The sequence below is a fragment of the Ignavibacterium sp. genome (assembly GCF_025998815.1).
In the GTDB taxonomy this organism is placed as follows: Bacteria; Bacteroidota; Ignavibacteria; order Ignavibacteriales; family Ignavibacteriaceae; genus Ignavibacterium.
Genome location: NZ_AP026678.1, coordinates 2,928,058 through 2,953,138 on the forward strand (window position 1 = coordinate 2,928,058; position 25,081 = coordinate 2,953,138).

Genomic DNA, 25,081 nt, shown 5'->3' on the forward strand with positions numbered 1-25,081 from the left:
TGTCGTAATATTAAAGCACAGCATAAAATTCTGTTTTGTGTCTTTTAGCTTCAGTAGTCATCTGCAGCAAAATAACATTTTAGTCTCGAAAACAATTACCCCCTCCCATCAATTAACGATTGACAACTTAGCTAATTACATTTCAGTCCCTTTTTACACATCTGGTTTTGTTTAATTGAAAAGCTTAATTTTGAACCAAAGCAATATCAGTCAGGATTGTAAAATGAAATCAAAAACCTATATGCCATTGTTAACATTGATTATACAACTACTACTGTTTGCAACATCCTGCAAGCAAACCACAGAGCCAAAGCTTGAGGCAGAGCTTAAACTTGAACTTGAAGATGTAAGCTGCACAGAGGCGTGGATAAAACTTACAACCACAAACCTCCAACTGCCAGCAACCATGAATCTGCTGCAAGACGGTAATCTTTCTGAAACAATCAGTCTTTTGAGTGCAGATACATTGCTTTATGTTGACTCACTACTGCCAAACAAAACATACAAATTCCAGGCAACCATTCAGCTTTACCTGCCGAAGGCAGGCATTCAACCATTCAATCATTCAGGTTTCCCTGCCGAAGGCAGGCATTCAAGCAATGAGCTTACGGTAACGACAATGGACACCACAAGCCACGACTTTACCTGGCAGAGCTGGGAGTTTGGGCAGCACAGCAGCAGCACGCTTTACGATGTAGCGATAATAGATGAAAACAACATCTGGGCAGTGGGTGAGATTTATATGCTTGACTCACTCGGCAACCCTGACCCGAACGCATACAACGCAGTCCACTGGGATGGAACTAAGTGGGAGTTGAAGAGGATATATTTTTATACTTTTTGTGGTCAACAAAGTATGGGTTCGTATCCTGCAAAATCAATTTTTGCTTTCGGACCGAATGATATTTGGATTGGAATGGATGGTTCTCAAGTGGTAAGATGGAATGGGCAAAGCCAATCAGAGCCAATTTGTACACCAGTATCAATCAACAAACTCTGGGGCAGCTCGAGTGAGGATTTATATGCGGTAGGCAACAATGGCAACATAGCCCACTGGGATGGAGTAAAGTGGACGAAGATAGAAAGCGGGACAGATGTGGATTTACTTGATGTTTGGGGAAGTGTTGGTGAAACAATCTGGGCATGCGGATATAATAGCAGTTATGCTTTAACTGTACTTTTACGTTATGTTGGGAAGAATAGTAATAAAGTATATGAGGGTTCACCAAACAATCAAAATAATAATGAGTATATAGGTCCAATTTCAGGTGTTTGGTCAAACTCTAAATTTTTCACATATGTTGCTAGCTGGGGTAAAATATATAGACAACCAGACAGCAATATTCTTAATATAAAAAGAGTAACACCTAATTTTTCTGACGTCGCCTTTACAATAAGAGGTACAGCGCACAATAATATATTCATATCGGGGCAGCACAGTCTGATAGGACATTTTAACGGTGTTACTTACAAGGAAATCACAGAGTTAAAGAACCAGGATAGGTATCTGTTAAAGATTGATACGAAAAATAAATTATTGGTAGCTGTTGGCTACAGCTATTATGGTATTGTTGGTTCAACCGCAGTCATTTACATAATAAATATAATTTAATGGAGGTTAAAATGTACAAGTTACTTTTTTTATTGTTATTCGTTATAGGCTATCTTAATATGTTTGCTTTTACGGACTCTACCTGTATCGGTATAGTAAATTTATCACTTGAATCGGACCCAAGACCAACGAATCTACCTGATAGGATTTATACAACACACTTTATAATACATTACAACACCTACGAAACTAACTTCATTTATGCTAATAATGTAGCTACTTATGCAGAATTTGCGTATGAAGAAATCTGTATCCAGCGGGGTTGGTTAATTCCACCACCGGATGATAATAGAGGCGGGGATAATCGTTATGATATTTACATTTTATCTACTGGCGCCAAAGGTGTTTGTAAAGCAGAGTTCAATAATTCTTGGACAAATGAATGGGCCCCAAGCTTTATTGAAATCAGAAATAACCTAGAGGATGGAGATAACAATGGTGAGTTAAGGATTGTCGTTGCTCATGAATTTAGCCATGCAACTCAATTCGCATATACTTACAGAGATGGTTATCCAAATAACTTTTGGTTTTATGAAAATTGCGCAACTTATTTTGGTGAATACATTTATGGTTTTGAAATATATCAATACTTCCAGAATTTTTGGGGTGTAGATCCATTAAACGATCCGGAATTAAGAATTGATACCCAAGGCAGAGGAATAGGTTTATATCCTTATGCTGGTTTTATCTGGCCCATGTTTTTAGTTGAATGGACAAATGATAATGATATAATAAGAGATATTTGGGAAAGAATGGGCCAAAATCCTGGTGAAAATATTATGAGCGATATAGATTTCATACTATCACAACCAATTCACGAGAAGTCTCTGACTCTTGCATTAACAGAGTATGCTGTATGGCGATATTTCACAGGTGAAAGAGCAGATCAAAACACATTAAAAAGATTATTCCCTACTGCAAAAATAAAAAATTATAACTCATATCCAACGGGTAATAAATCATTCGATTCAATGGGTGGATTGGGTGGTGTTAATTACATCACTTTTAGTGGGAACTACGAGGTTTTAAACATCATTATGAACGGTGAAGATAATATTGAATGGAAAGCATTATACATTGTTGATAATGGTTACAATAATTTTACAAAACATATTTTTCCAATTAATTCTTATGGCGATGGTTCGATAGAAGTTATAAAAAGAGAAATTAATAAAATTGTACTAATACCAATTTGTCTCACACCAGGAAGAAACGGTGGACAAGGATATTTTTCGGCATCGGTATCTGCAAAGAGAGCTGTAAAGTTTAGTAACAGCTATTCACAGCTTAACTTGGGTGGTCAATTATTGTTAAATAATAATGATGTTATTAACTCTGGCGATTTTAGAATTCTCAGTTACAATACATACTCTGTTAAGACAAAAAATGAAAGATTTATTATGTCTGAGTTAAAAAAGCATAATAATTGGAACAATAATTTATCACTTTATTATTTAATAAGAGATTTTGACGTAACTTCAGAAGGGGATATTGATCAAAATGCACAATTTATCGATTTACGGAGTGCTACGATTCGAAATCTGATAGACGGTGTGAGTTTTAATGATCAATTACCCATATGGTTTAGTGATCCCTGGTATGTATTTGATGAAAATGATAATCAATTAGGAATGGGCAATTACATTACACCACGCCCACTTTCCCCTTATCAACCGACTGGTAAGTACAGTTATACAACAGGTGGCGTCTTCTTAAATCAAGTCCCTGACCCAAACAATCCTAACAAACCCTACTACTCCGTAAAAGCAGATGCAGTGCAGAATATAGACTTACAGCAAACGGGCAGGACACATAAATTTTATTTTCAGAACTGGAGTGCAAGTCCGCAGGGCAGTGCAGAGTTTCAGGATGCAAATGCACTTCAGACACCTGTTGTCTTCAAGCAGGAAGGAGCAACAGTACAGGCAAACCTTAAAGGTACGCAGCTAAGTAATAACAGCTACGCTTATTCAAAAGGCAGCCAGAGGAAGTTATTTAGAGATGCTAATGGAGTGTTATATAATGTCTATGAAAGTATGAATAGAGTTTGGCTTGAAAAAAGTACCAACAACGGAGTACAATGGCAATTAACTAATCACGGATTACCGCTATCCAATAATGTTTCAAAGAATCCAGCAGTCTGTAATTACAATGGCTTTCCTCTTGTTGTGTTTGAGGAATTGGGAGAACTAAAGGTGTATCAGTATGAGCCTTCTTTCGATAATGCATATCTCAGATTATCATTTTACTCCTGTAATGAAAATTATACCGCAACACCAGTCATAACCTATTCTTTTAGTCAATTTGCACTGACGAAAATATTGGTAGTCTGGAAAACAGGGAATGCACCTTTTTGTGGCAATCCCAGTCTTTATTATGTATTGATTAATCCTGATAATTGGAGTATAACTTCAGAGGGGGTGATTCCAAACACTAATAATTATTCTTTAAACCCAACAATAGATTCTTATATCCATCCTAATGGAGGAAGTCAATTATTTCACTTAGCCTGGGAACAATCAGGAGCAATTCTCTATTGCAAACTTGTTGAAGACGGTAATGGAAACATCTCACAGACTAATTATTCAACTATATCAAACGGTAGCAGTTATATGTTTCACACTTCACCGTCTATAATAGCATTGGGTACGGGTGCAAGAGTCTGCTGGCTTGGCTGGAATGATGAAGACCCTGTTGTAAGTGCAGTTGTTTTAAAAGACCCTGCAAACAGTCGTTTCTGGTCATTTGGCAGTAATGTATCCAGACCTAATATCAATAAATCAAATGACAATACATATTATGCATTTGCCTGGAGTCAGAACAACTCAACTGTAAAATTTGCTGATAATAATCTTAGGTCCATTTATGAAATAATTGGTATACCAGGTAAAGATGTACAAATAAGCAACGGTAACGGAAAAACAAATATGTATGCCAATATTTTCAAGGCAACAAGTCAGCCGTATTATTTTACACTCTCTTCAAATCTTAATACCTATTATTCACTTCAGAAATCAAATGGATTGGTTGTATCAAACGGAAGAACGGGAGTGTTGAGAAAAAACGGTGGAGAGATATATTTTGCATTGGGCGACATAACAATAGATGATCAGAAAGTAGGATTTATCGAATGTTCGCCTGAGGTAGATATATCAAATGTAAACCTTCTTAATCAGTATCTTGAAACAGAGCCGTTTGAAGTAACAGATAACAGCGGCTTAGAGTACACTGTTCAATATGGTATAGTGGACAGCAGTACAATATCGGGAATGTTTTCTCAGGGAGAACAGGTAAGATTTAAGGTAGAGTTGGTTGATATTAATACAGGACAAGTACTCGGAGTATTTGACGATGTGGTTTATGATCAGAACAATCTTACCGACTTTGAGAATATATTGTATCAGGTCAACACACAGGGAATCGGTCAAAGGATAGTAAAGCTTAGATTACGAATAGAAGAAAACATAACACCGGAAGTTTCGATGGTTGACAGGATTGATAATGGAAGTGCATTGGCAAAAGGAAAGAAAAAAGAATTGAATTATCTGGGAGAAACAATTCCGAAAGAATTCGCATTGAGTCAGAATTATCCGAATCCGTTTAATCCTACGACAGTAATCAGTTGGCAGTCTCCGGTCGCCAGTCATCAAACACTAAAAGTGTACGACATACTTGGCAACGAAGTAGTTACATTGGTGGATGAGTACCGTGAAGCCGGAAGATATAAGGTTGAGTTTGATGCAAGCAGTCTTGCAAGCGGTGTTTATATCTACAAACTAACGGCAGGCTCATTTACTTCAAGTAAGAAAATGATGGTGGTTAAGTAAGCCTCACCTCAACCCCTCTCCTCCACAGGATGCTTTGCATAAGGAGAGGGGATTTTAAATAAAATTCAAAAGGGCGGACAAGTTGTCCGCTCTCTAATATTATTAAACGTTCAAATCAAACATGCAACTCAAATTCTTTGGGAATATTTTCTTTCACCTTATTTAGTGCCTGCTCCAAATCTGCAATTAAATCATCAACATTTTCAATTCCAACTGATATGCGAACTAAACCATCTGTAATTCCTGCAGCTTCTCGAGCTTCTTTACCCATTGAGAAATGTGTCATACTTGCCGGATGCTGAATTAAGCTTTCTACACCGCCAAGACTTACTGCCAACTGAAATAATCTTACAGAATCCATCATGATTTTTCCGGCTTCCATTCCACCAGCTAATTCAATTGATATCATTCCGCCCGGACCTTTGTGTTGCTTTAATCCTGTTTTGTAATGCGGATGAGATTTTAATCCCGGATATCTTATTGATTTTACAAGAGGATGTTTCTCAAGCCATTCTGCAATCTTTTGTGCATTTTGACAATGCTTCTCCATTCTGATTGCAAGTGTTTTTAATCCGCGATGTACAAGGAAAGCATTGAACGGATCTATTACTCCGCCATGCTGATTTAATGTTTTTCGGAACTGCTGATATGTTTCTTCATCTTTTACTACAATTACTCCACCAACTACATCAGCGTGTCCGTTTAAAAATTTTGTTAAGCTGTGCATTACAATGTCAGCTCCAAGTAAAAGCGGATTTTGTAGTGCCGGACTCATAAAAGTATTGTCAACAACAACAGTAGCTTTATGTTCATGAGCAATTTTCGAGATCTCCCCAATATCAGAAATACAAAGCGTCGGGTTACCGGGAGTTTCGATATAAACTACTTTTGTGTTTGGTTTAATTGCTTTTCTAACATTCTCACTGTTTGATGAATCAACAAAAGTGGTTTCAACTCCATACTTTTTCATTACGGTATTCAGTACCGTGGTTGTTGGTCCGTAAACAGCAGATGAACATACAACATGATCTCCGGATTGAAGAAGTGTAATAAATATAGTACTGATTGCTGCCATTCCGCTACCACAACCAAGCGCTTTATGTCCGCCTTCCAAAGCAGCAATAGCATTTTCCATTGCTTCGACAGTTGGATTAAGCATTCTTGTGTAGATATAACCTTTCTCTTCGCCTGCAAAGAGTGATGCACCGTGTTTTACATTCTTAAACTTAAATGTTGAAGTTTGATAAATCGGTGGAACTACTGCTCCGTATTCATATTCATCAATGCCGGAATGGACACATTTGGTTTGAAAATCGAATTTTGAATGGTTTTTCATAGAACATTCCAATTAATAATGATAAAAATTTACTGCTCAAACTTAAGAAAATTTTTTTGAAAGAAAGTTTTATCTGTAGAACTGTATTCTTTGATATCCAAAGTTAAATTAAACTCACAGTTCTTATTGACAAATGATTTATAATTTTTATTTTTGTGCAAGCGATGAAAAATTTTAATAATACATATCACCATCATCATCATTCTAACGCTCTTGGAGTGCGCCGGTGATGTGTATTTAATTTGTTAGAAACATAATTGAACTAAACCCGGCGTAAGTCGGGTTTTTTGTTTTAAAGGAGTTTAAATGAAAAACAATGGAAATCTGAAACTTGCAATACAGAAGAGCGGAAGATTATCTGATAGCTCTCTTCAGTTGCTTAAAAATTGCAATCTTGATATAGAAAAATTTAACGACAGACTTGTTGTTAGTGTAAGGAACTTTAAACTTGATTTGCTTTTCCTTCGTGATGATGACATTCCTGAATATGTTCAGGATGGTGTTGCTGAACTGGGAATTGTTGGACAGGATGTTCTTTACGAAACCAAAGCAGATGTAAAAGTAGTTACGAAACTCGGATTTGGAAGATGTAGTCTGAGAATTGCAATTCCTGAAAATGATGATTTACGGGACATTGAAGATCTAAATGGTAAAAGAATCGCAACATCATTTCCAAATATTCTTAAAGACTTCCTCAGACAGTATAAAATTGATGCAAAGATTGTTAACATTAGTGGAAGTGTTGAAGCAGCTCCGTCACTTGGTATTGCAGATTACATTTGTGATCTTGTTTCAACCGGAAATACTTTGAAGCTGAATAAACTGAAATCATCAATCAGTGTGCTGGAATCAGAAGCGGTTCTTATAAAAAATAAAAATCTGAAAAATCATTCGGATAAATATCAAATCTTTCTTAAACTTCTTTCAAGAATTGAATCCGTGCTTAATGCAAAGAATTCAAAATACATTATGATGAATGTTCCTAAAAATTCTCTTAAAAATATTTTGCAGATAATTCCATCACTTAAAAGTCCGACAGTTCTGCCACTTGCTGATGATGAATCACTTGCTGTTCATGCTGTTATACCAGCAGAAAAATTTTGGGAAATTGTTGATGATCTGAAATCGGCCGGCGCATCGGGAATTTTATTATTACCAATTGAGAATATAATCATATGAAAAAATATTACTTAAAAAATCTCAGTGAAGCACAAATAAAAAAACTGACTAAAAGAAAAAATCTTTCATCAGTTTCTGTTCGGAAAAGCGTTGAAAATATTTTATCTGATGTTAAATCAAACGGAATAAAATCAGCTTTGCGATATGCAAAAAAGTTTGATGGATTTTCTTCAAAGGAAATATATGTAACCAAACGCGAATTCGAAGAAGCTGAAAAAACTCTTGATGTAAAAACAAAGGAAGCAATCTTATCCGCTTACAAAAACATTTATAAATTCCACAAAGAACAAATTCCTAAAAACTATTTTTTTGAGACAGTAAAAGGAGTAAAGTGTGAAAGAAAAATTATTCCAATAGAGAATGTTGGATTATACATACCTGCAGGAACAGCACCACTTCCTTCAACAATGCTAATGCTTGGCATTCCTGCGCAGATTGCCGGATGTAAAAGAGTTGTTGCAGCATCACCAACAAATGATAAAGTTCATCCATCAATTTTGTTTGCTGCAAAACTTTGCGGCATAAGTGAATTCATAAAAATCGGTGGTGCTCAGGCGATTGCATTATTAGCTTATGGTGATGAGAACTTTGAAAAGGTTGATAAAGTTTTTGGACCGGGAAATCAGTATGTAACTCAGGCAAAAAGTTTGGTTAGTATTGATCCTGATGGCTGCTCGATTGATATGATTGCCGGACCAAGTGAAGTTCTTGTAATTGCAGATAAATTTGCCAATCCATCTTTTGTTGCCGCTGATTTATTATCACAAGCTGAGCACGGAAAGGATTCGTTAGCAATTTTAGTTACTGACAGCGAAACACTTTATCAACAGGTAGTAAAGCAAATAAAAAATCAATTAAGATTTTTGGATAGAAAAAATTTTGCAGAAGCTTCGTTAAAAAATTCTTTTTGTTTGATAACAAAATCAATTGAAGACGCATTTGATTTTTCAAATAAGTTCGCACCCGAACATCTTATCATCAACATAAAAAGCGCTGATAAATTCTTAAACAAAGTTATCAATGCTGGTTCTGTTTTTGTCGGTCAGTACACACCGGAAAGTGCAGGAGATTATGCATCAGGTACGAATCATTCGCTGCCGACTTACGGATTTGCGAAATCAACCGGTGGAGTTAGTGTTGAGATGTTTATGAAAGCTATAACATTTCAGTCAATCAGTAAACAAGGTTTGAAAAATTTATCGGAAACAGTTATCAAATTAGCTGAAACAGAGTCTCTTCAGGCGCACGCTAATGCTGTTAAAGTGAGGTTGAAATGAGAAACATTGAAACATTGGTAAGAAAAAATATTTTGAATTTAAAGCCATACACCTCAGCGCGAGATATCTATCAGGATGGAATTTTTCTGGACGCAAATGAAAACTCTTTTGGAAGTGTTATCGAATCTGATATAGTTGATTTAAATCGTTATCCGGATCCACATCAAAAAGAATTAAGAAAAGCTTTATCGGAAGTAATCAACATATCATCCGATAAAATTTTCTTTGGGGTTGGCTCTGATGAGATAATTGATCTTTCAATCAGAATTTTTTGCGAACCGGGAAAATCAAATGTAATTATCCCAACACCAACTTATGGAATGTATCAGGTTGCTTGTGCTGTTAATGATGTTGAAGTTAAGTCAGTCAATCTTGATGAGAATTTTGATTTGAATCTGGAAAAAACATTAAACGCAATTGATAGAAATACCAAAATGATTTTTCTTTGCTCGCCAAACAATCCGACTGGCAATTTATTGAGCGTAGAAAGAATAAAAAGTCTTGCTAAAAGTTTTGAAGGAATAATTTTCATTGATGAGGCATACATTGATTTTGCTGAAGAAAATTCATCCATCAATCAAATCTCTGCTTTTAATAATGTTATTATCTCCAGAACATTTTCAAAAGCTTGGGGACTTGCAGGTGTTCGTTGCGGTTATTGTATTGCTGATGAGTTGATTATTAATCTTCTTTTCAAAATAAAAGCTCCTTACACAATAAATAAACTAACTTCCAATACGATTAGAAAAGCAATTCAAAATTCCAAAAGAAAAAATTTATTTGTTAAGAATATCATTGAAGAAAGAGAAAAATTAATCATAGAATTATCAAAGTTGAATTTTGTAAAAAAGATTTTTCCTTCTGCAGCTAACTTTCTTCTCGTAGAAATGAATAATGCCAAATTTGTATTTGATTATTTAAATGATAAAAAAATCAGAGTGCGAATGCGAAATGATGATGAAAGACTTAAAAATTGTCTGAGAATTACTGTTGGTAATCAGGAGGAAAATGATTTATTAATTAAAACCCTGAGGAAGTTAAATTGAAAAACACAATTGAAAGAAAAGCAGTTGTTACTCGTAACACGAAAGAAACAAAAATTTCTGTTAAGTTGAATCTTGATAGAAACGGCAAATCAAGAATAAAAACAGGAATTGGTTTCTTTGATCATATGCTTGAGCAAATTGCAAGACACGCAAATCTTGATCTGCAAATTTTAGTTAAAGGTGATTTACAAATTGATGAACATCATACAGTTGAAGATACTGGAATTGCTCTCGGAGAAGCAATCCGCAAAGCACTTGGTGATAAAAAAGGAATTCAGCGTTATGGTTTTTTTATTCCAATGGATGATTCAGTTGCAGTTTGCACAATTGATTTGGGTGGGAGAAGTTATCTTAACTTCAATTGTAATTTCAAAAGAGAAAAAGTAGGTGAATTCCCAACAGAGTTAACAAAAGAATTTTTCAGAGCATTGGCAGATTCAATGAAAGCCAACATTTACATTAAAGCAAAAGGTGAAAATGATCATCATAAAATTGAATCAATATTCAAAGCATTTGCAAAATCATTAAATGAAGCTGCAAGATTTGATGAAAGAAACAATAATCGTATTCCATCAACGAAAGGAATATTATGATTGCATTAATTGATTATGGTGCCGGAAACACAGCTTCAGTGATAAATGTTCTGAAAGATTTAAACGCTGAGTTTGTTTTGACAAACGATAAAGAAATTATTTCAAATGCTGAAAAAATTATTTTACCCGGAGTTGGCGAAGCTTTAAGTGCTATGAGTAAACTTCAGCAACTTGATTTGATATCACCAATTAAAAAGTTAACTAAACCTTTTCTTGGAATTTGCCTTGGTATGCAATTGCTCTGCAGAAAAACCGAAGAAGGTGATGCCGATTGTTTGAATGTTATTCCTGTTGATGTGAAAAAATTTGATTCTACAAAATCAAAAGTGCCACATATGGGATGGAATAGTATAAATAATTTCGATGACGAAAATCTATTAAGAAATATTCCTGAAAATTCGTTTTTTTATTTTGCTCATTCTTATTATCTGTCTGAGAATCAATTTACAACTTCGGTTTGTAATTATGAGATTAACTTTTCGTCATCAATCAGATATAAAAATTTTTTTGGCGTTCAGTTTCATCCGGAAAAATCCGCTGGACAAGGAATCCAGATAATTAAAAACTTTTTAAGCTTATGAAAATTATTCCTGCAATTGATATTCTCGATAACAAACTTGTACGACTTGAAAAAGGCGAATACAATTCTGCAAAAGTTTATTCCGATGATCCGTTTGAGATGGCTCGCACCTTTTCTGATTTTGGTTTTGAATGGCTGCATATAGTTGATTTGTCAGGAGCCAAATCCGGAAAACTATTTATTACAGAATTGATTGGTAGAATAAAAGCAGAAACAAAACTTAAAATTCAGGTTGGCGGAGGAATTAGAAATCTGAGTGATGCAAAGATGCTGATTGATAAAGGAGTTGACAGATTAGTTATTGGGTCAATATCAGTAATCGATAAACAAGAGTTTGAAAAAATTATTTCGGAAATCGGTCCTGAAAAAATTATTGCTTCAGTTGATGTCAGAGATGATTATGTTATGGTTAAAGGATGGACATTAAATTCTGAAGTAAGATTGAGCGATCACATAAAATATTGTCTTTCAAAAAATGTAAAAACATTTCTTTGCACAGATATCAAGAAAGATGGAATGCTTACAGGACCAAATCTCGGACTTTACAAAAATCTTCTGTCTGAATTTCCTTCTGCAGATTTTATTGCTTCCGGCGGAATAAGCTCTTTGCAGGATTTAGGTTCACTAAAAGAATTAAATATCTATGCTTCAGTTGTTGGTAAAGCTATTTACGAAAATAAAATTGATTTGAAGGAGTTAAAGAAAATTGCTGGCTAAAAGAATTATTCCTTGTCTTGATGTAAAAGATGGTAAAGTTGTAAAAGGAACTAACTTCATAAATCTCCGTGATGCGGGCTCAGCAGTTGAGTTGGCTGAAAGATATTATCAGGAAGGTGCTGATGAACTTGTTTTTCTTGATATAACAGCATCAATTGAAAAGAGAAAAACATTAATTCAGTTGGTTAAAGATGTTTCTTCTGTTATTAGAATTCCTTTTACTGTAGGAGGAGGAATTTCAGACATTAAAGACATTTCGGATTTGCTTAACAATGGTGCAGATAAAATTTCATTAAATACTTCAGCTATAAAAAATCCAAAACTGATTTCGGATGCAGCAAAAAGATTTGGTTCACAAGCAATTGTCGTTGCAGTAGATGTAAAAAAGATTTCTGACAATTACAAAGTTTTTATCAAAGGTGGAAGAGAAGAAACAGATTGGGAAGGTTATTCGTGGTGTAAGAAAGTAGAATATCTTGGTGCAGGTGAAATACTTCTTACATCAATGGATAAAGATGGAACAAAAAGCGGATATGATGTTGAATTCATTTCAAATCTTGTAAAGCTTGTTAACATTCCTGTTATTGCTTCTGGTGGTGCTGGAAATAAAAAACATTTTCTTGATGCTTTCAATGCTGGTGCTGACGCTTGTCTAGCTGCAAGTTTGTTCCATTATCAGGAATTAAAAATTTCAGAATTAAAATCTTTTCTTTTTCAAAAAGGAGTAAATGTAAGATTATGATTGACATTTCAACATTAAATTTCAGTAAGCTAAACGGTTTAATTCCCGCAATCATTGTTGATTCGGAAACTGACAAAATACTTATGCTTGGATTTATGAATGAGCAGGCACTTAAGAAAACAATTGAAACTAATAAAGTTACTTTCTTCAGCAGGACTAAAAACGCACTTTGGACAAAAGGAGAGACCTCAGGAAATTTTTTGTTCGTAAAAGATATTATCACGGATTGTGATAATGATTCAATCATTGTTTATGCAACACCACAAGGACCAACCTGTCATACCGGTAACTATTCCTGTTTTGGATTAGAAAAAAATAATTTGAAGTTTCTCGGATACTTAAATGATTTGATTTATCAGAGAAAGAAAAATTTGCCAGAAGGATCCTATACAACAGAATTATTTAAATCTGGTTCTGATAGAATTATTCAGAAGGTGGGAGAAGAAGCAACGGAAGTTATCATTGCTGCTAAAAATAAAAGCAGGCGCGAGATTATTTATGAATCCGCAGACCTGCTCTATCATTTAATTGTAATGTTACAGGATAATGATATTAATTTATCTGATGTAATTACAGAACTTGAATCGAGACATAAATAAATTTATTGTTTAACAAACTTGTAAGCCTCGTAATCAATAAAATCATCAACATATAAATCAAAAGATTTTACTTTACCATTTTCAATTTCAAACGGAAAAACTTTTATTCCGTAAGTCGGATCTGAGTAAGTGCAAAGAAATCTGTTGTTACCAATGTACTCGAGTTTCCCTTTTAGTTTGGAATGATGTTCTAATGTTAGTTCAAGTTTATCACCAACTTTTTTCAATTCGGCAAAACCATAAACCTCATGCTTATATTTTCCTTCAAACTCTGATAAACTTAATTCAGGTTTGATTTTCATCGCTACAGAATCTCGAACTTCTTTTAGCCATTTGTTATTTGCTTCCTGTCGTTTAACAAATCCCGCATAAAAAGTTGAATCATAATTCCTATAAGGTAAACCAAGATAAGCATCAATAATTTCCCATTTCAAAGATTGAAAGAAAGCATTTTGATCAGTATTAGTTAAAACGACTACTCCAAGTTTTTCTTCCGGAATTAAAGTAACAGAAGTAACAAATCCATTTACACCGCCTGTGTGCATAATCATTTCTCTTCCTTCGTAATCCTGAAATGCCCAACCCATTCCGTAAAGTGAATAATGTGTTTTATTGTAAGGATGCCGGACTCTTCTTTGAATTGAAAGAAGTTGTCTCGTTTCCTGAATTACCGAAAATGGAATAACAGTTTGGTCATTGTATTTGCCGCTGTCTAACTGTGCAATAACCCAATGCGATAAATCATTAATTGATGAACCAATACTTCCGCAAGGAGCCAGATTATCAATATTTTGAATTGGAATAACACTCATCTTACCATCAACAAATGTATGAGGTCTTGCAATATTTTCTGCTTTCATATAATCTACAGATAAAGGGACTGTTCTGTCCATTTCAAGCGGTTTAAAGATTTTCTCTTTAACAAATTCTGCCCAGGTCAGTCCGGACACTTTCTCAATTACTTTTCCTGCAATTGCATAACCAGCATTTGTATAACCATACTTTGTTCTGAAATCATATTTGGGAGTTAGCATTCCGAATTTTTGAATTACTTCATCAGCAGTTAAATCGGATGTCCAATACATAAAATCGCCTTGAAATGTTTCAAGTCCCGTTCTGTGAGAAACAATATCAAGAAGATTCAGATGTTGCGTAACCCATTCGTCTTTCATTTTAAAATCCGGAAGATACTTTACTACTTTGTCTTCAAGATTAAGTTTTCCATCCTGCTCAAGTAGTGCCAATGCTGTTCCTGTGAATGCTTTTGTATTTGAGCCAATCATAAATAAAGTGTTTGCATCAACTTTATCATTTGTTCCGAGTTCTTTTACTCCATAACCTTTCGCAACCACAATTTGCCCATCTTTTACAACAAGTACAGCAGCGCCGGGAATTTGCCATTGCTGAAGTCCACGATTAACATAAGTATCAAGACTGTCAGTGATAAATGTTGGGATAGTTTGAGAAAAACAATCTATCAGTAAAACTAATGTAAAGACTAAAGTGATCTTAATGTTTTTCATATAAAATCCTGTAATTGTTATCCTAAAACTACGAAAAGTAAATTTCAATTACTTTTTTATGTAGAGAGAATTCTGTACATTCGTGTACAAAATAATCAGAAATTAAATATGAGAACTATAAACTTTACTGAATTCAGAAATAACGCTTCTTTACTCCTTTCAGCCGTTGAAAAAGGTGAAATGGTAATTGTTATGAGACATGGAAAACCAATCGCTAAGATTGTCCCTGCAGATAAAATTGAAGAAGGGGAGAAACCTTTGAAGAAACCTGCACTAAGACTGGTAATAAAAGGTAGAAATTTATCTTCTGCAATTTTGGAAGAAAGAGAAAAGTGAGATTGTTTTTTGATTCCTCTGCTTTTGCAAAAAGGTTTATTGAAGAGACAGGAAGCGATGAAGTTGAATCATTATGTATTGATGCTTCGGTTATTTCTGTTTCAAGTATATGCTTCCCTGAAATTATTTCAGCATTAAACAGAAGACTTCGCGAAAAAGTTATTAAAAGAAAAGATTATCTGACAATAAAAAACAGAATGATAGAAGAGTTTGAAGAGCTGGAAATAATTAATGTTATTCCGGAAGTTGTCTCTAAATCAATAACTTTGCTTGAAAAAAATAATCTCAGAACACTTGATGCTATTCACATTGCCTCTGCAATTCTTTGGTTACCGGATTTATTTATAACATCTGATAAAAGACAATCCGTCGCAGCTAAAAAAGCAGGATTGAAAGTAAAGTTTATTGAATAGTTCAAAATCATTTATGTTCTTTATTTAGAAAATATTCAGGAATTATAAATTGGCTAAAGAAAAAGTTCTTGTTACATCTGCTTTACCTTATGCAAACGGACCAATTCATCTTGGTCATTTAAGCGGAGCATATCTTCCCGCAGATATTTATGTACGTTATAAAAGATTAAATGGAGATGATGTCATTTACATCTGCGGCTCTGATGAACACGGTGTTCCAATCACAATCAGTGCTGATAAAGAAAAAGTTTCTCCAAAAGTTATAATTGACCGTTACCACGAGCAGAATAAAAAAGCATTTGAACGATTTGGAATTAGCTTCGATAATTACTCAAGAACAAGTCTTCCTATTCATCACGAAACTGCGAGAGAATTTTTCCTTAACTTTTATAACAGAGGATTACTGATTGAAAAAAAATCACTCCAGTTTTATGATGAAAAAGCTAAAATGTTTTTACCCGACAGATATGTTGAAGGCACTTGTCCAAAATGCGGAAACGAGCAGGCAAGAAGTGACGAATGCGAAGTTTGTGGTTCGTTATATGATCCATCTGAGTTGATAAATCCGGTAAGTAAAGTTAGCGGAGAAAGACCTGTACTAAAAGAAACATCTCACTGGTATTTTCCATTAGGTAAGTATCAACCGGCACTTGAAAAGTACATTGATGAAATGAATAAAAAATATGGCTGGAAAGAAAATGTGCTTCAGTATTGTCGTGGTTGGTTTAAAGACGGACTTAAAGACAGGGCAATAACACGAGACCTTGATTGGGGAATCAAAGTTCCTATTGATGGTGCTGATGGAAAAGTAATTTATGTTTGGTTCGAAGCAGTGCTTGGATATATCTCATCAACAAAAGAATATTCGCAAAAAGTTAATCAACCTGATTTGTGGAAAAAGTATTGGCAGGATGAAAATACTAAATACATTGCATTCATCGGGAAAGATAATATTGTTTTTCATACAATAATTTTTCCTGCAATTCTTATGGCGTGGAATGAAGGCAACTCTGATAAATATTGTCTTCCTCAAAATGTTCCTGCGAATGAGTTTTTGAATTTTGAAGGTAAGAAATTCTCAAAAAGTCGAGGTTGGGGAATTGATGTTGATGAATTTCTCGATTTATTTCCTGCAGACCCCTTGCGTTACTGCCTTGCGGCAAATCTACCTGAGAATCGTGATACGGATTTTTACTGGAAGGAATTTCAGTTAAGAAACAACAGCGAACTTGCTGATATACTTGGTAATTTTATCAACCGCACTTTTACCTTTGTGTTCAAACATTTTGATGGAAAAGTTCCATCTCTCGGGAAGCTTGAAAAAATTGATGAAGAGATGTTGAAAGCTATCGAATCTTATCCACAAAAAATAGCTGACCTGTTTGAACATTATAAAATAAAAGATGGTGTTAATGAATTGATGAATCTTGCGCGTGAAGGAAATAAGTATTTCAATGACACCGAGCCCTGGAAAACTGTAAAGTCAGATAAAGAAAGATGTGGAACTACGCTCAACATTTGCCTGCAAGCTATTTACACATTAGCTGAATTATATTCACCTGTGCTGCCATTTTCATCTGAAAAACTTTTCAAGATGTTGAATGCAAAGCCGGTTGATTGGCAATTGTGTGGTAAACCTCAGCTTGCAGCAGGGCATCAACTAAATCAGGCAGAAATTCTATTCCCAAAAATCGAAGATGAAAAAATTGAAGCTCAGATAAATAAACTTGGTTCAACAAATCAAACAGAAGCAAAGAAAGATGAACTGGTTTCTTACGAAGATTTTATGAAAGTACAACTTAGAGTTGCAGAAGTTATTGAGGCAGAAAAAGTAAAGAAAAGTGAAAAACTGCTTCGCCTCAAAGTAAAATTAGAAAATGAAGAAAGACAGGTTGTTGCAGGTATAGCAAAAAGTTATAATCCCGAAGATTTGGTTGGTAAAAAAGTAGTGATTGTTGCTAACTTGCAACCCGCAAAATTAATGGGTTTGGAATCAAAGGGGATGATTCTGGCAGTTGAAAAAGAAGACGGTGGTCTTAATGTTTTAACTGTTCCTGAAAAAGTTAAAAACGGAACGAGAGTTAAATAATATAAGGTCGGCTATGAAAAAGATAGTTCTTGTGTTGGTAATACTTACCAGCATTTTTATTAATCCACAATCAATGCTTCAGAAGATTTCTCCGGCACTTGAAACGAAGCTAAACTCAGTAAATGCATCAGAGAAAATTCTAGTATGGATTTATTTTACTGACAAAGGCGGTTCCCCGCAATCATATTATTCAAATCCCCACTTAATCTTATCTGAAAAATCTCTTCAGAGAAGAGCAAAAGTTGATTCCGAGCATTTAATTGATTTTACAGATTTGCCACTGAATCAGGAATATGTTCAAACATTGATAGATAACGGATTTCAGATTAAACAAAAATCAAAATGGTTGAATGCAGTTAGCGGATATGCAGATAAAAATACGATTGAAAATATTTTAAGTTTTAACTTCATAAAATCTGTTGATGTGGTGAAGACTTTTAAAAAGTCTGATGATGAACTTGAATTTAATCAGAACGGAATTGAAAAATTTAATTATGGTCCGCAGCCGGAAGGAGTTCATTCACTCAACTATGGACAGTCATATACTCAGCTTAATCAACTTCAGGTTCCCGCAGTTCACGATTTAGGTTATGATGGTTCCGGTGTAACAATTTGTGTAATGGACGCAGGATTTAATAACCTTGCGCATGTCGCATTCGATTCAATGAATATAATTGCAATGTGGGATTTTGTTAACGGTGATCCGAATGTAGGCGATGAAGGAGATATGGGAACTGGTTCCCACGGAACAAATACTCTTTCTGTAATTGGTGGATATGCACCCGGCAATCTGATTGGTCCGGCTTACCGTTCAAATTACATTCTTGCAAAAACGGAAAACACTGATAGCGAAACACCCGTTGAAGAAGATAACTGGGTCGCAGCACTTGAATGGGCTGATAGCATTGGAGTTGATGTAACTTCTACTTCACTTGGATATTTGGAATATGATCCGCCTTTTACAAGTTACACCTGGCAGGATATGAATGGTAATACAGCAATCATTACGATTGCCGCTGATCTTGCTGTGAAAAAAGGAATAGTCGTTGTTAACTCTGCTGGCAATGAAGGCTGGAGAAGTACACCAAATTCATTAGTAGCGCCGGCAGACGGTGATAGTGTATTTGCTATCGGTGCTGTTGATGCATCTGGTACTCGTGTCAGCTTCAGTTCTTTTGGACCAACATTCGACGGTAGAATTAAACCTGATTTTATGGCGATGGGTAGCAATGTTTATGCTGCCCGTTCATCAGGCACTACTCAATACACTTATGTAAGCGGAACTTCTTTCAGCTGTCCGCTTTCCGCAGGCGTCGTTGCTTTGTTACTTCAGGCAAACCCAAACTTAACTCCGATTCAACTAAGAACCATACTTCGACAAACATCTTCACGAAGTAATACTCCTGATAATTTCTATGGTTGGGGAATTCTCAAAGCACTTGATGCTTTAAATGAAATTGCTGTTCCTGTTGAGCTTACAAGTTTCACAGCAAATTATCTTGGTAATGCTGTAGAACTCACCTGGATTACTTCTACAGAAAAAAATAATTATGGTTTTGAGGTTCAGAAAAGATACGATGGCGAACAATTCCAGACTATTGCTTTTGTAAATGGAAATGGCACAACTACAAATCGTGTAACCTATACTTATACTGATAATGATATTAAATCAGATAAAATTTATTATCGTCTGAAACAAATTGATTACAATGGTGATGAAAGTTATACTACTGAAGTGATGGTTGATATTAAAATACCTCAGGAATTTATACTACATCAGAATTTTCCCAATCCGTTTAATCCAACAACCAATCTGCAGTATGCAATTGGCAGTCGGCAATTTGTTACGCTTAAAGTTTATGATTTGTTAGGCAGAGAAATTGCAACTCTCGTTAATGAAGAAAAGCTACCGGGATTTTATGAGATTGAGTTTAACGCTACAAATCTGTCAAGCGGAACTTACTTTTACAAATTGCAAGCAGGTAATTATTCTGAAATAAAGAAGATGATTCTGTTAAAATGATTATACCATTTAACGGAATTTACCTTGATTTTATAAAGTGGTTAAATAAAATTTTGTGTTCAAATTGTAAAAAATAAGGAGTGAATCATGATTCAATGGCTTAAACAGTCTTCAATTACTGTCCTGATATTATTTCTAATTTCCTGTTCAACAAAACATTCAGAAATTGTTGTAGGAAAATTTAATGATGATAAAATAACTATGGCAGAGTTTGAAAAAGCTTATTCGAAGAATGCCGGAAGCTATGAGCGTGCATCAAAAGATAGCTTGAGCAATTACAAAAACTTTGCTGATCTTTATATGAATTTCAGAATGAAATTAAAAGATGCTTACGAGCGCGGATATGATAAAGACAAAGCTTTGCTCGATGAACTTAATGATTATAAAAAGAAAGTTGGCTCAACTTACATTCAGGAGAAATATTTAGTTGAACCTAATCTCAAAGAAATGTATGAAAGAAGAAAAACTGAGGTTCGTGCAAGTCATTTAATGATAAGACCGGAACAATCAGGTGGTGATGAAGCCGCTAAACAATTTGCACAATCTCTTCTCGACAGCATCAAATCAGGTTTAAAAACTTTTGAAGAACTGGTTGCTGTTCATTCACAAGACCAGTTTTCAAAAAATAAAGGCGGAGATATTTTCTACTTCACTGCCGGTCAGCTTCCTTATGAATTTGAAGATGCTTGCTACAAAACTCCAAAAGATTCAATTTATCCTCAAGTGGTAAGAACTAAATTTGGTTATCACATAATAAAAGTAACAGACAGAAAACCAAGAATACCAAGAATTCATGCTGCACATATTCTTGCCAGTTTTTCAAATTCTGAAGGACAAGTTGACTCTGCCGCTGCAAAAGCTAAAATTGATACTGTTGTAGCAAAGTTAAAAGCAGGTGCTGACTTTGCAGAGATCGCAAAAGAATATTCTGATGATACAGGAACAAAAGACAAAGGTGGTGATCTCGGTTTCTTTGAAAGAAGAATGATGGTTCAGCAGTTCGATGAAGCTGCTTTCAATCTTGAGCCGGGACAAATTTCTGATGTGGTTGAAACTCAGTTTGGTTATCACATTATCAAGCTTCTTGAAAGAGGAGAAATTCCATCATTTGAACAGGATAAAGAAAATCTCAAAAACATTCTGAAAAGATTAAGATATCAGGATATATACAATGATTATGTAAATAATCTGAAGAAAGAATATAACTTTACTGTTAATGAAAATGTTTTTGATATGATTATTGAAAATTCCGATTCGATTTTAATTGGAGCAGATTATCCGCATCTCGATAAAGTTGGTAATGAAGTTGTTTATTCTTATGCAAATGTCAAACAAACATTTTCTCCGTTTTATGACAGAATGAAAAAAGATACTGAGTTTACCGGAAAGAGATTCGATAAAATTATTCTCAACAAAGCTGTAACAAAATACAGCAATGATGAATTGATTGAGTTCAAAGCAATGGGCTTAGATACGGTTGATGCTCAGTTCGCAGAATTAATGCAAGATTATAAAAACGGAATATTCATATTCAAACTTCAGGAAGATGAAGTGTGGAATAAAGTTGAAATAGATTCTGTTAGACTTTCAGAATTTTATGAGAAGACTAAAGAAAACTATAAATGGCCTGACAGAGTTGCATTCACTGAAATTTGGGTTAGAAATGATTCGCTTGCAAAACACTATTATAATTTGTTGAAAGAAGGCAAAGCAGATTTTGATTCCCTTGCAAAGAACACCGAAAGATTTGGTATGAAAGAAAAAGGTGGGAAATATGAACTGACACCAGTGAACAATTCAGAACTTTCTAGAAAAGCAAATGAATTGAAAAATATTGGTGACTTCACAGAAGTGTTTTCACAAGCTAATGGCTTCTGTATATTAAGACTTGATGCAAGAGATTCAGCCAGATTAAAAACATTTGAAGAAGCAAGAGCCGAAGTAACCGGCGCATTCCAGGAAGCAGAAAGTAAACGACTTGAAAATGAATACATTGCTTCGTTAAAGAAGAAGTATCAACCAGTTATCTTTTATGATGAACTTTCAAAAGCTTTTAAAGCTGAAAACTGATAAGTTATTACTGTTATCTTTAATTATACTTTTTACAAGTTGTTCGAAAGAAGAAAAACAGAAAAGCTATCTTGCAAAAGTTAATGATTCATATCTGACCAGGGAAGAATTAGCTTCCCTGGTTGATACTTCAAACCTCGATGCTTCCGAAAAAAATGCATTGATTAAAGATTGGATTTATAACGAACTTCTTTACCAAAAAGCTCTCGATGAAGGAATAACTGATGATGATAACTTTAATAATATTTTACAGAGTTCTTACAAAAAACTGGCGATTGCTTTATTGATACAAAAAATTTTTAATGACACAGAAGTTGAATTTAAAACATCCGACTTATTAGAATATTACGAAAAGAATCAAAATTATTTTATTCGACCCTTTGAAACATATTTGATAAATCATGCAAGATTTAAAGATGAATTAACTGCAATCAGATTCAGAGAAATTGTTCTTGAAAGTAATTGGGAAAAAGCCACACAATTTTTTGACAAAAATAATTCAGTTATATTTTCTGAGAGAGGAAGCCTTAAAGAGCTGACAGAAATTTATCCTGTTGAAGTTGCAGATGCAGTTAAATTTCTTCTGCCTGATGAAGTAAGTATTGTTATAAGAGATAAACAGATGACATACAATGTTGTACAACTGAAAAGAAAGTTTAATGCATTTGAAGTATTACCTTTTGATGTTATTGAAAAGGAAGTTGAAAAAAGATTTATTGACGAACAAAAGTCAAAACAATTTGAGAACTTTTTAAAGGAACTTTACTCTAAAAGTGAAATAGTAATAAAGGAACGGTATTGAAATGAAATTTAATTTAATTGCGATAATTCTTTTTTTAGTTAACATTTCATTTGCTCAGCAGGCACTCGATAAAGTTGTTGCAGTTGTTGATAATGAAATTATTCTTCAGAGTGAATTAGATTTCCAGGCAATAATGTTTGCTGCTCAGAGACAAATTGATCCAAATACTCCGGGACTCAAAGAGCAGATTCTTAATTCTCTGATCGAAGAAAAACTACTTTATGCTCAGGCAGAGCTTGATTCAATAATTGTTACTGAAGATGAAATAAATCAGAGAATTGATTATCAGATAAAAGTATTAACTCAGCAACTTGGTTCGGTTGCAAACATCGAAAAGCAATACGGAATGAGCATTGACAGAATTAAAAGAGAACTTCGCGATGATGTTAAAAAGAATGTAATGGTTCAGCGACTTCAGGAAAAAAATTTCGGAAACATTACTGTTACATATCCTGAGGTTGAAGAATTTTATAAAACATTCAAAGACAGTCTTGGAATGATTCCCGAAAAAGTTACAATTTATCACATCTTTCAAAATCCAAAAGCAAGTGAAAGAATCAAGAAAAAGTTTAAAGAAAAAGCTCAGGCACTTCTGGATTCGATAAAAGCCGGAGCAGATTTTGCTGAACTTGCAAAGAAATATTCCGAAGATCCGGGAAGTGCTGCTGCAGGTGGTGATCTTGGCTTCGTTAAGAAAGGAGTTTTTTATCCTGAATTTGAATCCGTTGCATTCAGATTGAAAGAAGGAGAGCTTTCTGATGTTGTTGAAACTCCTGTTGGATTTCATATTATTCAACTTCTTGAAAGAAGAGGCGAATCAATTCACACTCGTCATATACTAATAAAAGTTAAAGCTGATGAAGATGCAGATCTTCAGACGATAGAATTCCTTACAGCAATCAGAGATAGTGTAATCAAAGATTTCGGAACTTTTGAAGACTATGCAAAAAAATATAGTGAAGATAAAGAAACAGCAGTCTTTGGTGGCGAACTTGGAACATTCTATAGAAATCAACTCGATAAACCTTTACTTGATGCAATTGGTAAATTGAAACAAGGAGATATCAGCTTTCCAAGAAGACTTGAGTATGCCCCCGGAACTTATGGCTATCATATTGTTTATCTGAAGACAAGAATTCCGGAACACAAAGTAAGTCTAACAGAAGATTTTGATGAACTGAAAAGACTGGCAACGGAATACAAAAAACAAAAAGAATATCAGAAATGGATAGCCGAACTAAAACAAAAAATTTACTGGGAAGTAAGAATCTGATTTTATAAACAAACTGTGGAAAAAAATTGACTTCAATTGAAAATAAAAATGATGTAGAGCTTGTTCAAAAGCTTAATAAAAAAATCACGGAAGTAAAATCTGAAATTGCAAAAGTTATTGTTGGTCAGGACGAAATAATTGATCAACTTATAATTGCTTTGATGTCTAAAGGACACTGTTTACTTGTTGGTGTTCCGGGACTTGCAAAAACACTTCTTATCAAAACTCTTGCAGAAGTAATGGATCTGAAATTCAGCAGAATACAATTCACACCTGATCTTATGCCTTCAGATATAACTGGAACTGAAGTTTTGGAAGAAGATCAATTAAGCAAAAAAAGAAATTTCAGATTTATTGCAGGGCCGGTTTTTGCAAATATGATTTTAGCTGATGAAATTAACAGAACCCCACCCAAAACTCAGGCAGCACTGTTAGAAGCAATGCAGGAACACAAAGTAACTGCTGCCGGAGTAACTCATACGCTTCCCGAACCATTTTTTGTGCTGGCAACACAAAATCCCATTGAGCAGGAAGGTACATATCCATTGCCCGAAGCGCAACTTGACAGATTTATGTTTAATCTATGGCTTGATTATCCAACTTATGAAGAAGAAATAAAAGTTGTTCAAACAACTACAAGCGGTTACAATGCTAAGCTTAATAAAGTTGTTACTGCTGAAGAGATTTTAGTTTTTCAGGATTTGATAAGAAGAGTTCCGGTTTCTGATAATGTAATTCAGTTTGCTGTTAAAGTTGCAAATATGACAAGACCTGTAAATGGTAATTCACCTGATTTTATTAAACAGTGGATTACCTGGGGTGCTGGCCCAAGAGCTTCTCAATATATGATTCTTGCAGCAAAGAGTCGGGCTGTTATTCAGGGAAGATTTACTCCAAATATTGATGATGTTAAAGCAGCTATGCTTCCGGTTCTTCGTCATCGTATAATAACAAACTTCTCAGCAGAAGCAGAAGGTATATCTGCAGTTGATGTGATTAAAAAATTGGCTGAGGAAACAAACAAACTTATTTAGTTATCCAGAA

At 34.6% G+C, this 25,081-nt stretch carries 20 protein-coding genes; 18 read left to right on the forward strand and 2 right to left on the reverse strand.

What is annotated here, in order from left to right; genetic code table 11:
- The first annotated feature begins 223 nt into the window (after positions 1 to 223).
- Together Q0X14_RS12665 and Q0X14_RS12670 are read left to right on the forward strand one after the other, a co-directional pair.
- Complete coding sequence (locus tag Q0X14_RS12665; RefSeq protein WP_297839218.1) at positions 224 to 1,612, forward strand: glucosyl transferase; 1,389 nt, start codon at positions 224 to 226, stop codon at positions 1,610 to 1,612.
- An 11-nt stretch (positions 1,613 to 1,623) separates the two neighbouring features.
- Positions 1,624 to 5,439, forward strand: a complete 3,816-nt coding sequence (locus tag Q0X14_RS12670; RefSeq protein WP_297839220.1) for a T9SS type A sorting domain-containing protein — start codon at positions 1,624 to 1,626, stop codon at positions 5,437 to 5,439.
- Positions 5,440 to 5,554: 115 nt separating this feature from the next.
- Here the strand turns inward: Q0X14_RS12670 and Q0X14_RS12675 are convergent, their stop codons facing one another.
- Positions 5,555 to 6,775 (reverse strand): aminotransferase class I/II-fold pyridoxal phosphate-dependent enzyme, encoded by a 1,221-nt coding sequence (locus Q0X14_RS12675; RefSeq protein WP_297839222.1) that lies wholly within the window; start codon positions 6,773 to 6,775, stop codon positions 5,555 to 5,557.
- Positions 6,776 to 7,081: 306 nt separating this feature from the next.
- Between Q0X14_RS12675 and hisG the strand changes: the two genes are divergently transcribed.
- Genes hisG through hisIE form a run of 8 tightly spaced genes read left to right on the forward strand, consistent with a single transcriptional unit; the run spans position 7,082 to position 13,508 of the window.
- On the forward strand, positions 7,082 to 7,954 hold the full coding sequence (hisG, locus tag Q0X14_RS12680; RefSeq protein ID WP_297839224.1) for an ATP phosphoribosyltransferase: 873 nt from the start codon (positions 7,082 to 7,084) through the stop codon (positions 7,952 to 7,954).
- The gene (gene hisD, locus Q0X14_RS12685; RefSeq protein WP_297839227.1) at positions 7,951 to 9,231 is read left to right on the forward strand and encodes a histidinol dehydrogenase; all 1,281 of its coding nucleotides are present in this window, start codon (positions 7,951 to 7,953) and stop codon (positions 9,229 to 9,231) included. Before hisG ends, hisD begins: the two co-directional genes overlap by 4 nt.
- Positions 9,228 to 10,277 (forward strand): histidinol-phosphate transaminase, encoded by a 1,050-nt coding sequence (gene hisC, locus Q0X14_RS12690; RefSeq protein WP_297839230.1) that lies wholly within the window; start codon positions 9,228 to 9,230, stop codon positions 10,275 to 10,277. The genes hisD and hisC overlap by 4 nt, the downstream gene beginning before the upstream one ends.
- A complete protein-coding gene (hisB, locus tag Q0X14_RS12695; protein ID WP_297839233.1) occupies positions 10,274 to 10,870 on the forward strand; it encodes an imidazoleglycerol-phosphate dehydratase HisB in 597 nt (198 codons plus the stop codon). The genes hisC and hisB overlap by 4 nt, the downstream gene beginning before the upstream one ends.
- Positions 10,867 to 11,451 carry an imidazole glycerol phosphate synthase subunit HisH gene (hisH, locus tag Q0X14_RS12700; protein WP_297839236.1) on the forward strand — a complete coding sequence of 195 codons (585 nt, stop codon included), beginning with the start codon at positions 10,867 to 10,869 and terminating at the stop codon, positions 11,449 to 11,451. Before hisB ends, hisH begins: the two co-directional genes overlap by 4 nt.
- Entirely contained in the window at positions 11,448 to 12,167 is a 720-nt protein-coding gene (gene hisA / locus Q0X14_RS12705) for a 1-(5-phosphoribosyl)-5-[(5-phosphoribosylamino)methylideneamino]imidazole-4-carboxamide isomerase (RefSeq protein ID WP_297839239.1), read from the forward strand. Before hisH ends, hisA begins: the two co-directional genes overlap by 4 nt.
- Positions 12,157 to 12,909: an imidazole glycerol phosphate synthase subunit HisF gene (hisF, locus tag Q0X14_RS12710; protein WP_297839242.1), complete on the forward strand. Its 753-nt coding sequence runs from the start codon at positions 12,157 to 12,159 to the stop codon at positions 12,907 to 12,909. The genes hisA and hisF overlap by 11 nt, the downstream gene beginning before the upstream one ends.
- The gene (hisIE, locus tag Q0X14_RS12715; protein ID WP_297839245.1) at positions 12,906 to 13,508 is read left to right on the forward strand and encodes a bifunctional phosphoribosyl-AMP cyclohydrolase/phosphoribosyl-ATP diphosphatase HisIE; all 603 of its coding nucleotides are present in this window, start codon (positions 12,906 to 12,908) and stop codon (positions 13,506 to 13,508) included. Before hisF ends, hisIE begins: the two co-directional genes overlap by 4 nt.
- 2 nt (positions 13,509 to 13,510) lie before the next feature.
- On the opposite strand, the gene Q0X14_RS12720 is transcribed toward hisIE, so the two are convergent.
- Positions 13,511 to 15,031 carry a serine hydrolase gene (locus Q0X14_RS12720; RefSeq protein WP_297839248.1) on the reverse strand — a complete coding sequence of 507 codons (1,521 nt, stop codon included), beginning with the start codon at positions 15,029 to 15,031 and terminating at the stop codon, positions 13,511 to 13,513.
- A 108-nt stretch (positions 15,032 to 15,139) separates the two neighbouring features.
- On the opposite strand from Q0X14_RS12720, the gene Q0X14_RS12725 reads away from it, so the two are divergent.
- The 8 genes from Q0X14_RS12725 (at position 15,140) to Q0X14_RS12760 (ending at position 25,071) form a co-directional block, all read left to right on the forward strand.
- Entirely contained in the window at positions 15,140 to 15,367 is a 228-nt protein-coding gene (locus Q0X14_RS12725) for a type II toxin-antitoxin system prevent-host-death family antitoxin (protein ID WP_297839251.1), read from the forward strand.
- Positions 15,364 to 15,780 (forward strand): type II toxin-antitoxin system VapC family toxin, encoded by a 417-nt coding sequence (locus Q0X14_RS12730; protein WP_297839254.1) that lies wholly within the window; start codon positions 15,364 to 15,366, stop codon positions 15,778 to 15,780. The genes Q0X14_RS12725 and Q0X14_RS12730 overlap by 4 nt, the downstream gene beginning before the upstream one ends.
- 49 nt (positions 15,781 to 15,829) lie before the next feature.
- Complete coding sequence (gene metG, locus Q0X14_RS12735; protein ID WP_297839256.1) at positions 15,830 to 17,869, forward strand: methionine--tRNA ligase; 2,040 nt, start codon at positions 15,830 to 15,832, stop codon at positions 17,867 to 17,869.
- Positions 17,870 to 17,882: 13 nt separating this feature from the next.
- Entirely contained in the window at positions 17,883 to 19,892 is a 2,010-nt protein-coding gene (locus Q0X14_RS12740) for a S8/S53 family peptidase (protein ID WP_297839259.1), read from the forward strand.
- An 87-nt stretch (positions 19,893 to 19,979) separates the two neighbouring features.
- On the forward strand, positions 19,980 to 21,962 hold the full coding sequence (locus tag Q0X14_RS12745) for a peptidylprolyl isomerase (protein WP_297839261.1): 1,983 nt from the start codon (positions 19,980 to 19,982) through the stop codon (positions 21,960 to 21,962).
- Positions 21,925 to 22,764: a peptidylprolyl isomerase gene (locus Q0X14_RS12750; protein WP_297839263.1), complete on the forward strand. Its 840-nt coding sequence runs from the start codon at positions 21,925 to 21,927 to the stop codon at positions 22,762 to 22,764. The genes Q0X14_RS12745 and Q0X14_RS12750 overlap by 38 nt, the downstream gene beginning before the upstream one ends.
- A gap of 1 nt (position 22,765) precedes the next feature.
- Entirely contained in the window at positions 22,766 to 24,037 is a 1,272-nt protein-coding gene (locus tag Q0X14_RS12755; protein WP_297839266.1) for a peptidylprolyl isomerase, read from the forward strand.
- A 26-nt stretch (positions 24,038 to 24,063) separates the two neighbouring features.
- Positions 24,064 to 25,071: a MoxR family ATPase gene (locus tag Q0X14_RS12760; RefSeq protein ID WP_297839269.1), complete on the forward strand. Its 1,008-nt coding sequence runs from the start codon at positions 24,064 to 24,066 to the stop codon at positions 25,069 to 25,071.
- Positions 25,072 to 25,081 lie beyond the last annotated feature (10 nt).

What these genes read in the sequence shown, in the direction of transcription:
- Q0X14_RS12665 (WP_297839218.1), top strand. Translation starts at nt 224, where the DNA reads ATGAAATCAAAAACCTATATGCCATTGTTAACATTGATTATACAACTA.
- Q0X14_RS12670 (WP_297839220.1), top strand. Translation starts at nt 1,624, where the DNA reads ATGTACAAGTTACTTTTTTTATTGTTATTCGTTATAGGCTATCTTAAT.
- Q0X14_RS12675 (WP_297839222.1), bottom strand. Translation starts at nt 6,775, where the DNA reads ATGAAAAACCATTCAAAATTCGATTTTCAAACCAAATGTGTCCATTCC.
- hisG (WP_297839224.1), top strand. Translation starts at nt 7,082, where the DNA reads ATGAAAAACAATGGAAATCTGAAACTTGCAATACAGAAGAGCGGAAGA.
- hisD (WP_297839227.1), top strand. Translation starts at nt 7,951, where the DNA reads ATGAAAAAATATTACTTAAAAAATCTCAGTGAAGCACAAATAAAAAAA.
- hisC (WP_297839230.1), top strand. Translation starts at nt 9,228, where the DNA reads ATGAGAAACATTGAAACATTGGTAAGAAAAAATATTTTGAATTTAAAG.
- hisH (WP_297839236.1), top strand. Translation starts at nt 10,867, where the DNA reads ATGATTGCATTAATTGATTATGGTGCCGGAAACACAGCTTCAGTGATA.
- hisA (WP_297839239.1), top strand. Translation starts at nt 11,448, where the DNA reads ATGAAAATTATTCCTGCAATTGATATTCTCGATAACAAACTTGTACGA.
- hisIE (WP_297839245.1), top strand. Translation starts at nt 12,906, where the DNA reads ATGATTGACATTTCAACATTAAATTTCAGTAAGCTAAACGGTTTAATT.
- Q0X14_RS12720 (WP_297839248.1), bottom strand. Translation starts at nt 15,031, where the DNA reads ATGAAAAACATTAAGATCACTTTAGTCTTTACATTAGTTTTACTGATA.
- Q0X14_RS12725 (WP_297839251.1), top strand. Translation starts at nt 15,140, where the DNA reads ATGAGAACTATAAACTTTACTGAATTCAGAAATAACGCTTCTTTACTC.
- Q0X14_RS12740 (WP_297839259.1), top strand. Translation starts at nt 17,883, where the DNA reads ATGAAAAAGATAGTTCTTGTGTTGGTAATACTTACCAGCATTTTTATT.
- Q0X14_RS12745 (WP_297839261.1), top strand. Translation starts at nt 19,980, where the DNA reads ATGATTCAATGGCTTAAACAGTCTTCAATTACTGTCCTGATATTATTT.
- Q0X14_RS12750 (WP_297839263.1), top strand. Translation starts at nt 21,925, where the DNA reads ATGATGAACTTTCAAAAGCTTTTAAAGCTGAAAACTGATAAGTTATTA.
- Q0X14_RS12755 (WP_297839266.1), top strand. Translation starts at nt 22,766, where the DNA reads ATGAAATTTAATTTAATTGCGATAATTCTTTTTTTAGTTAACATTTCA.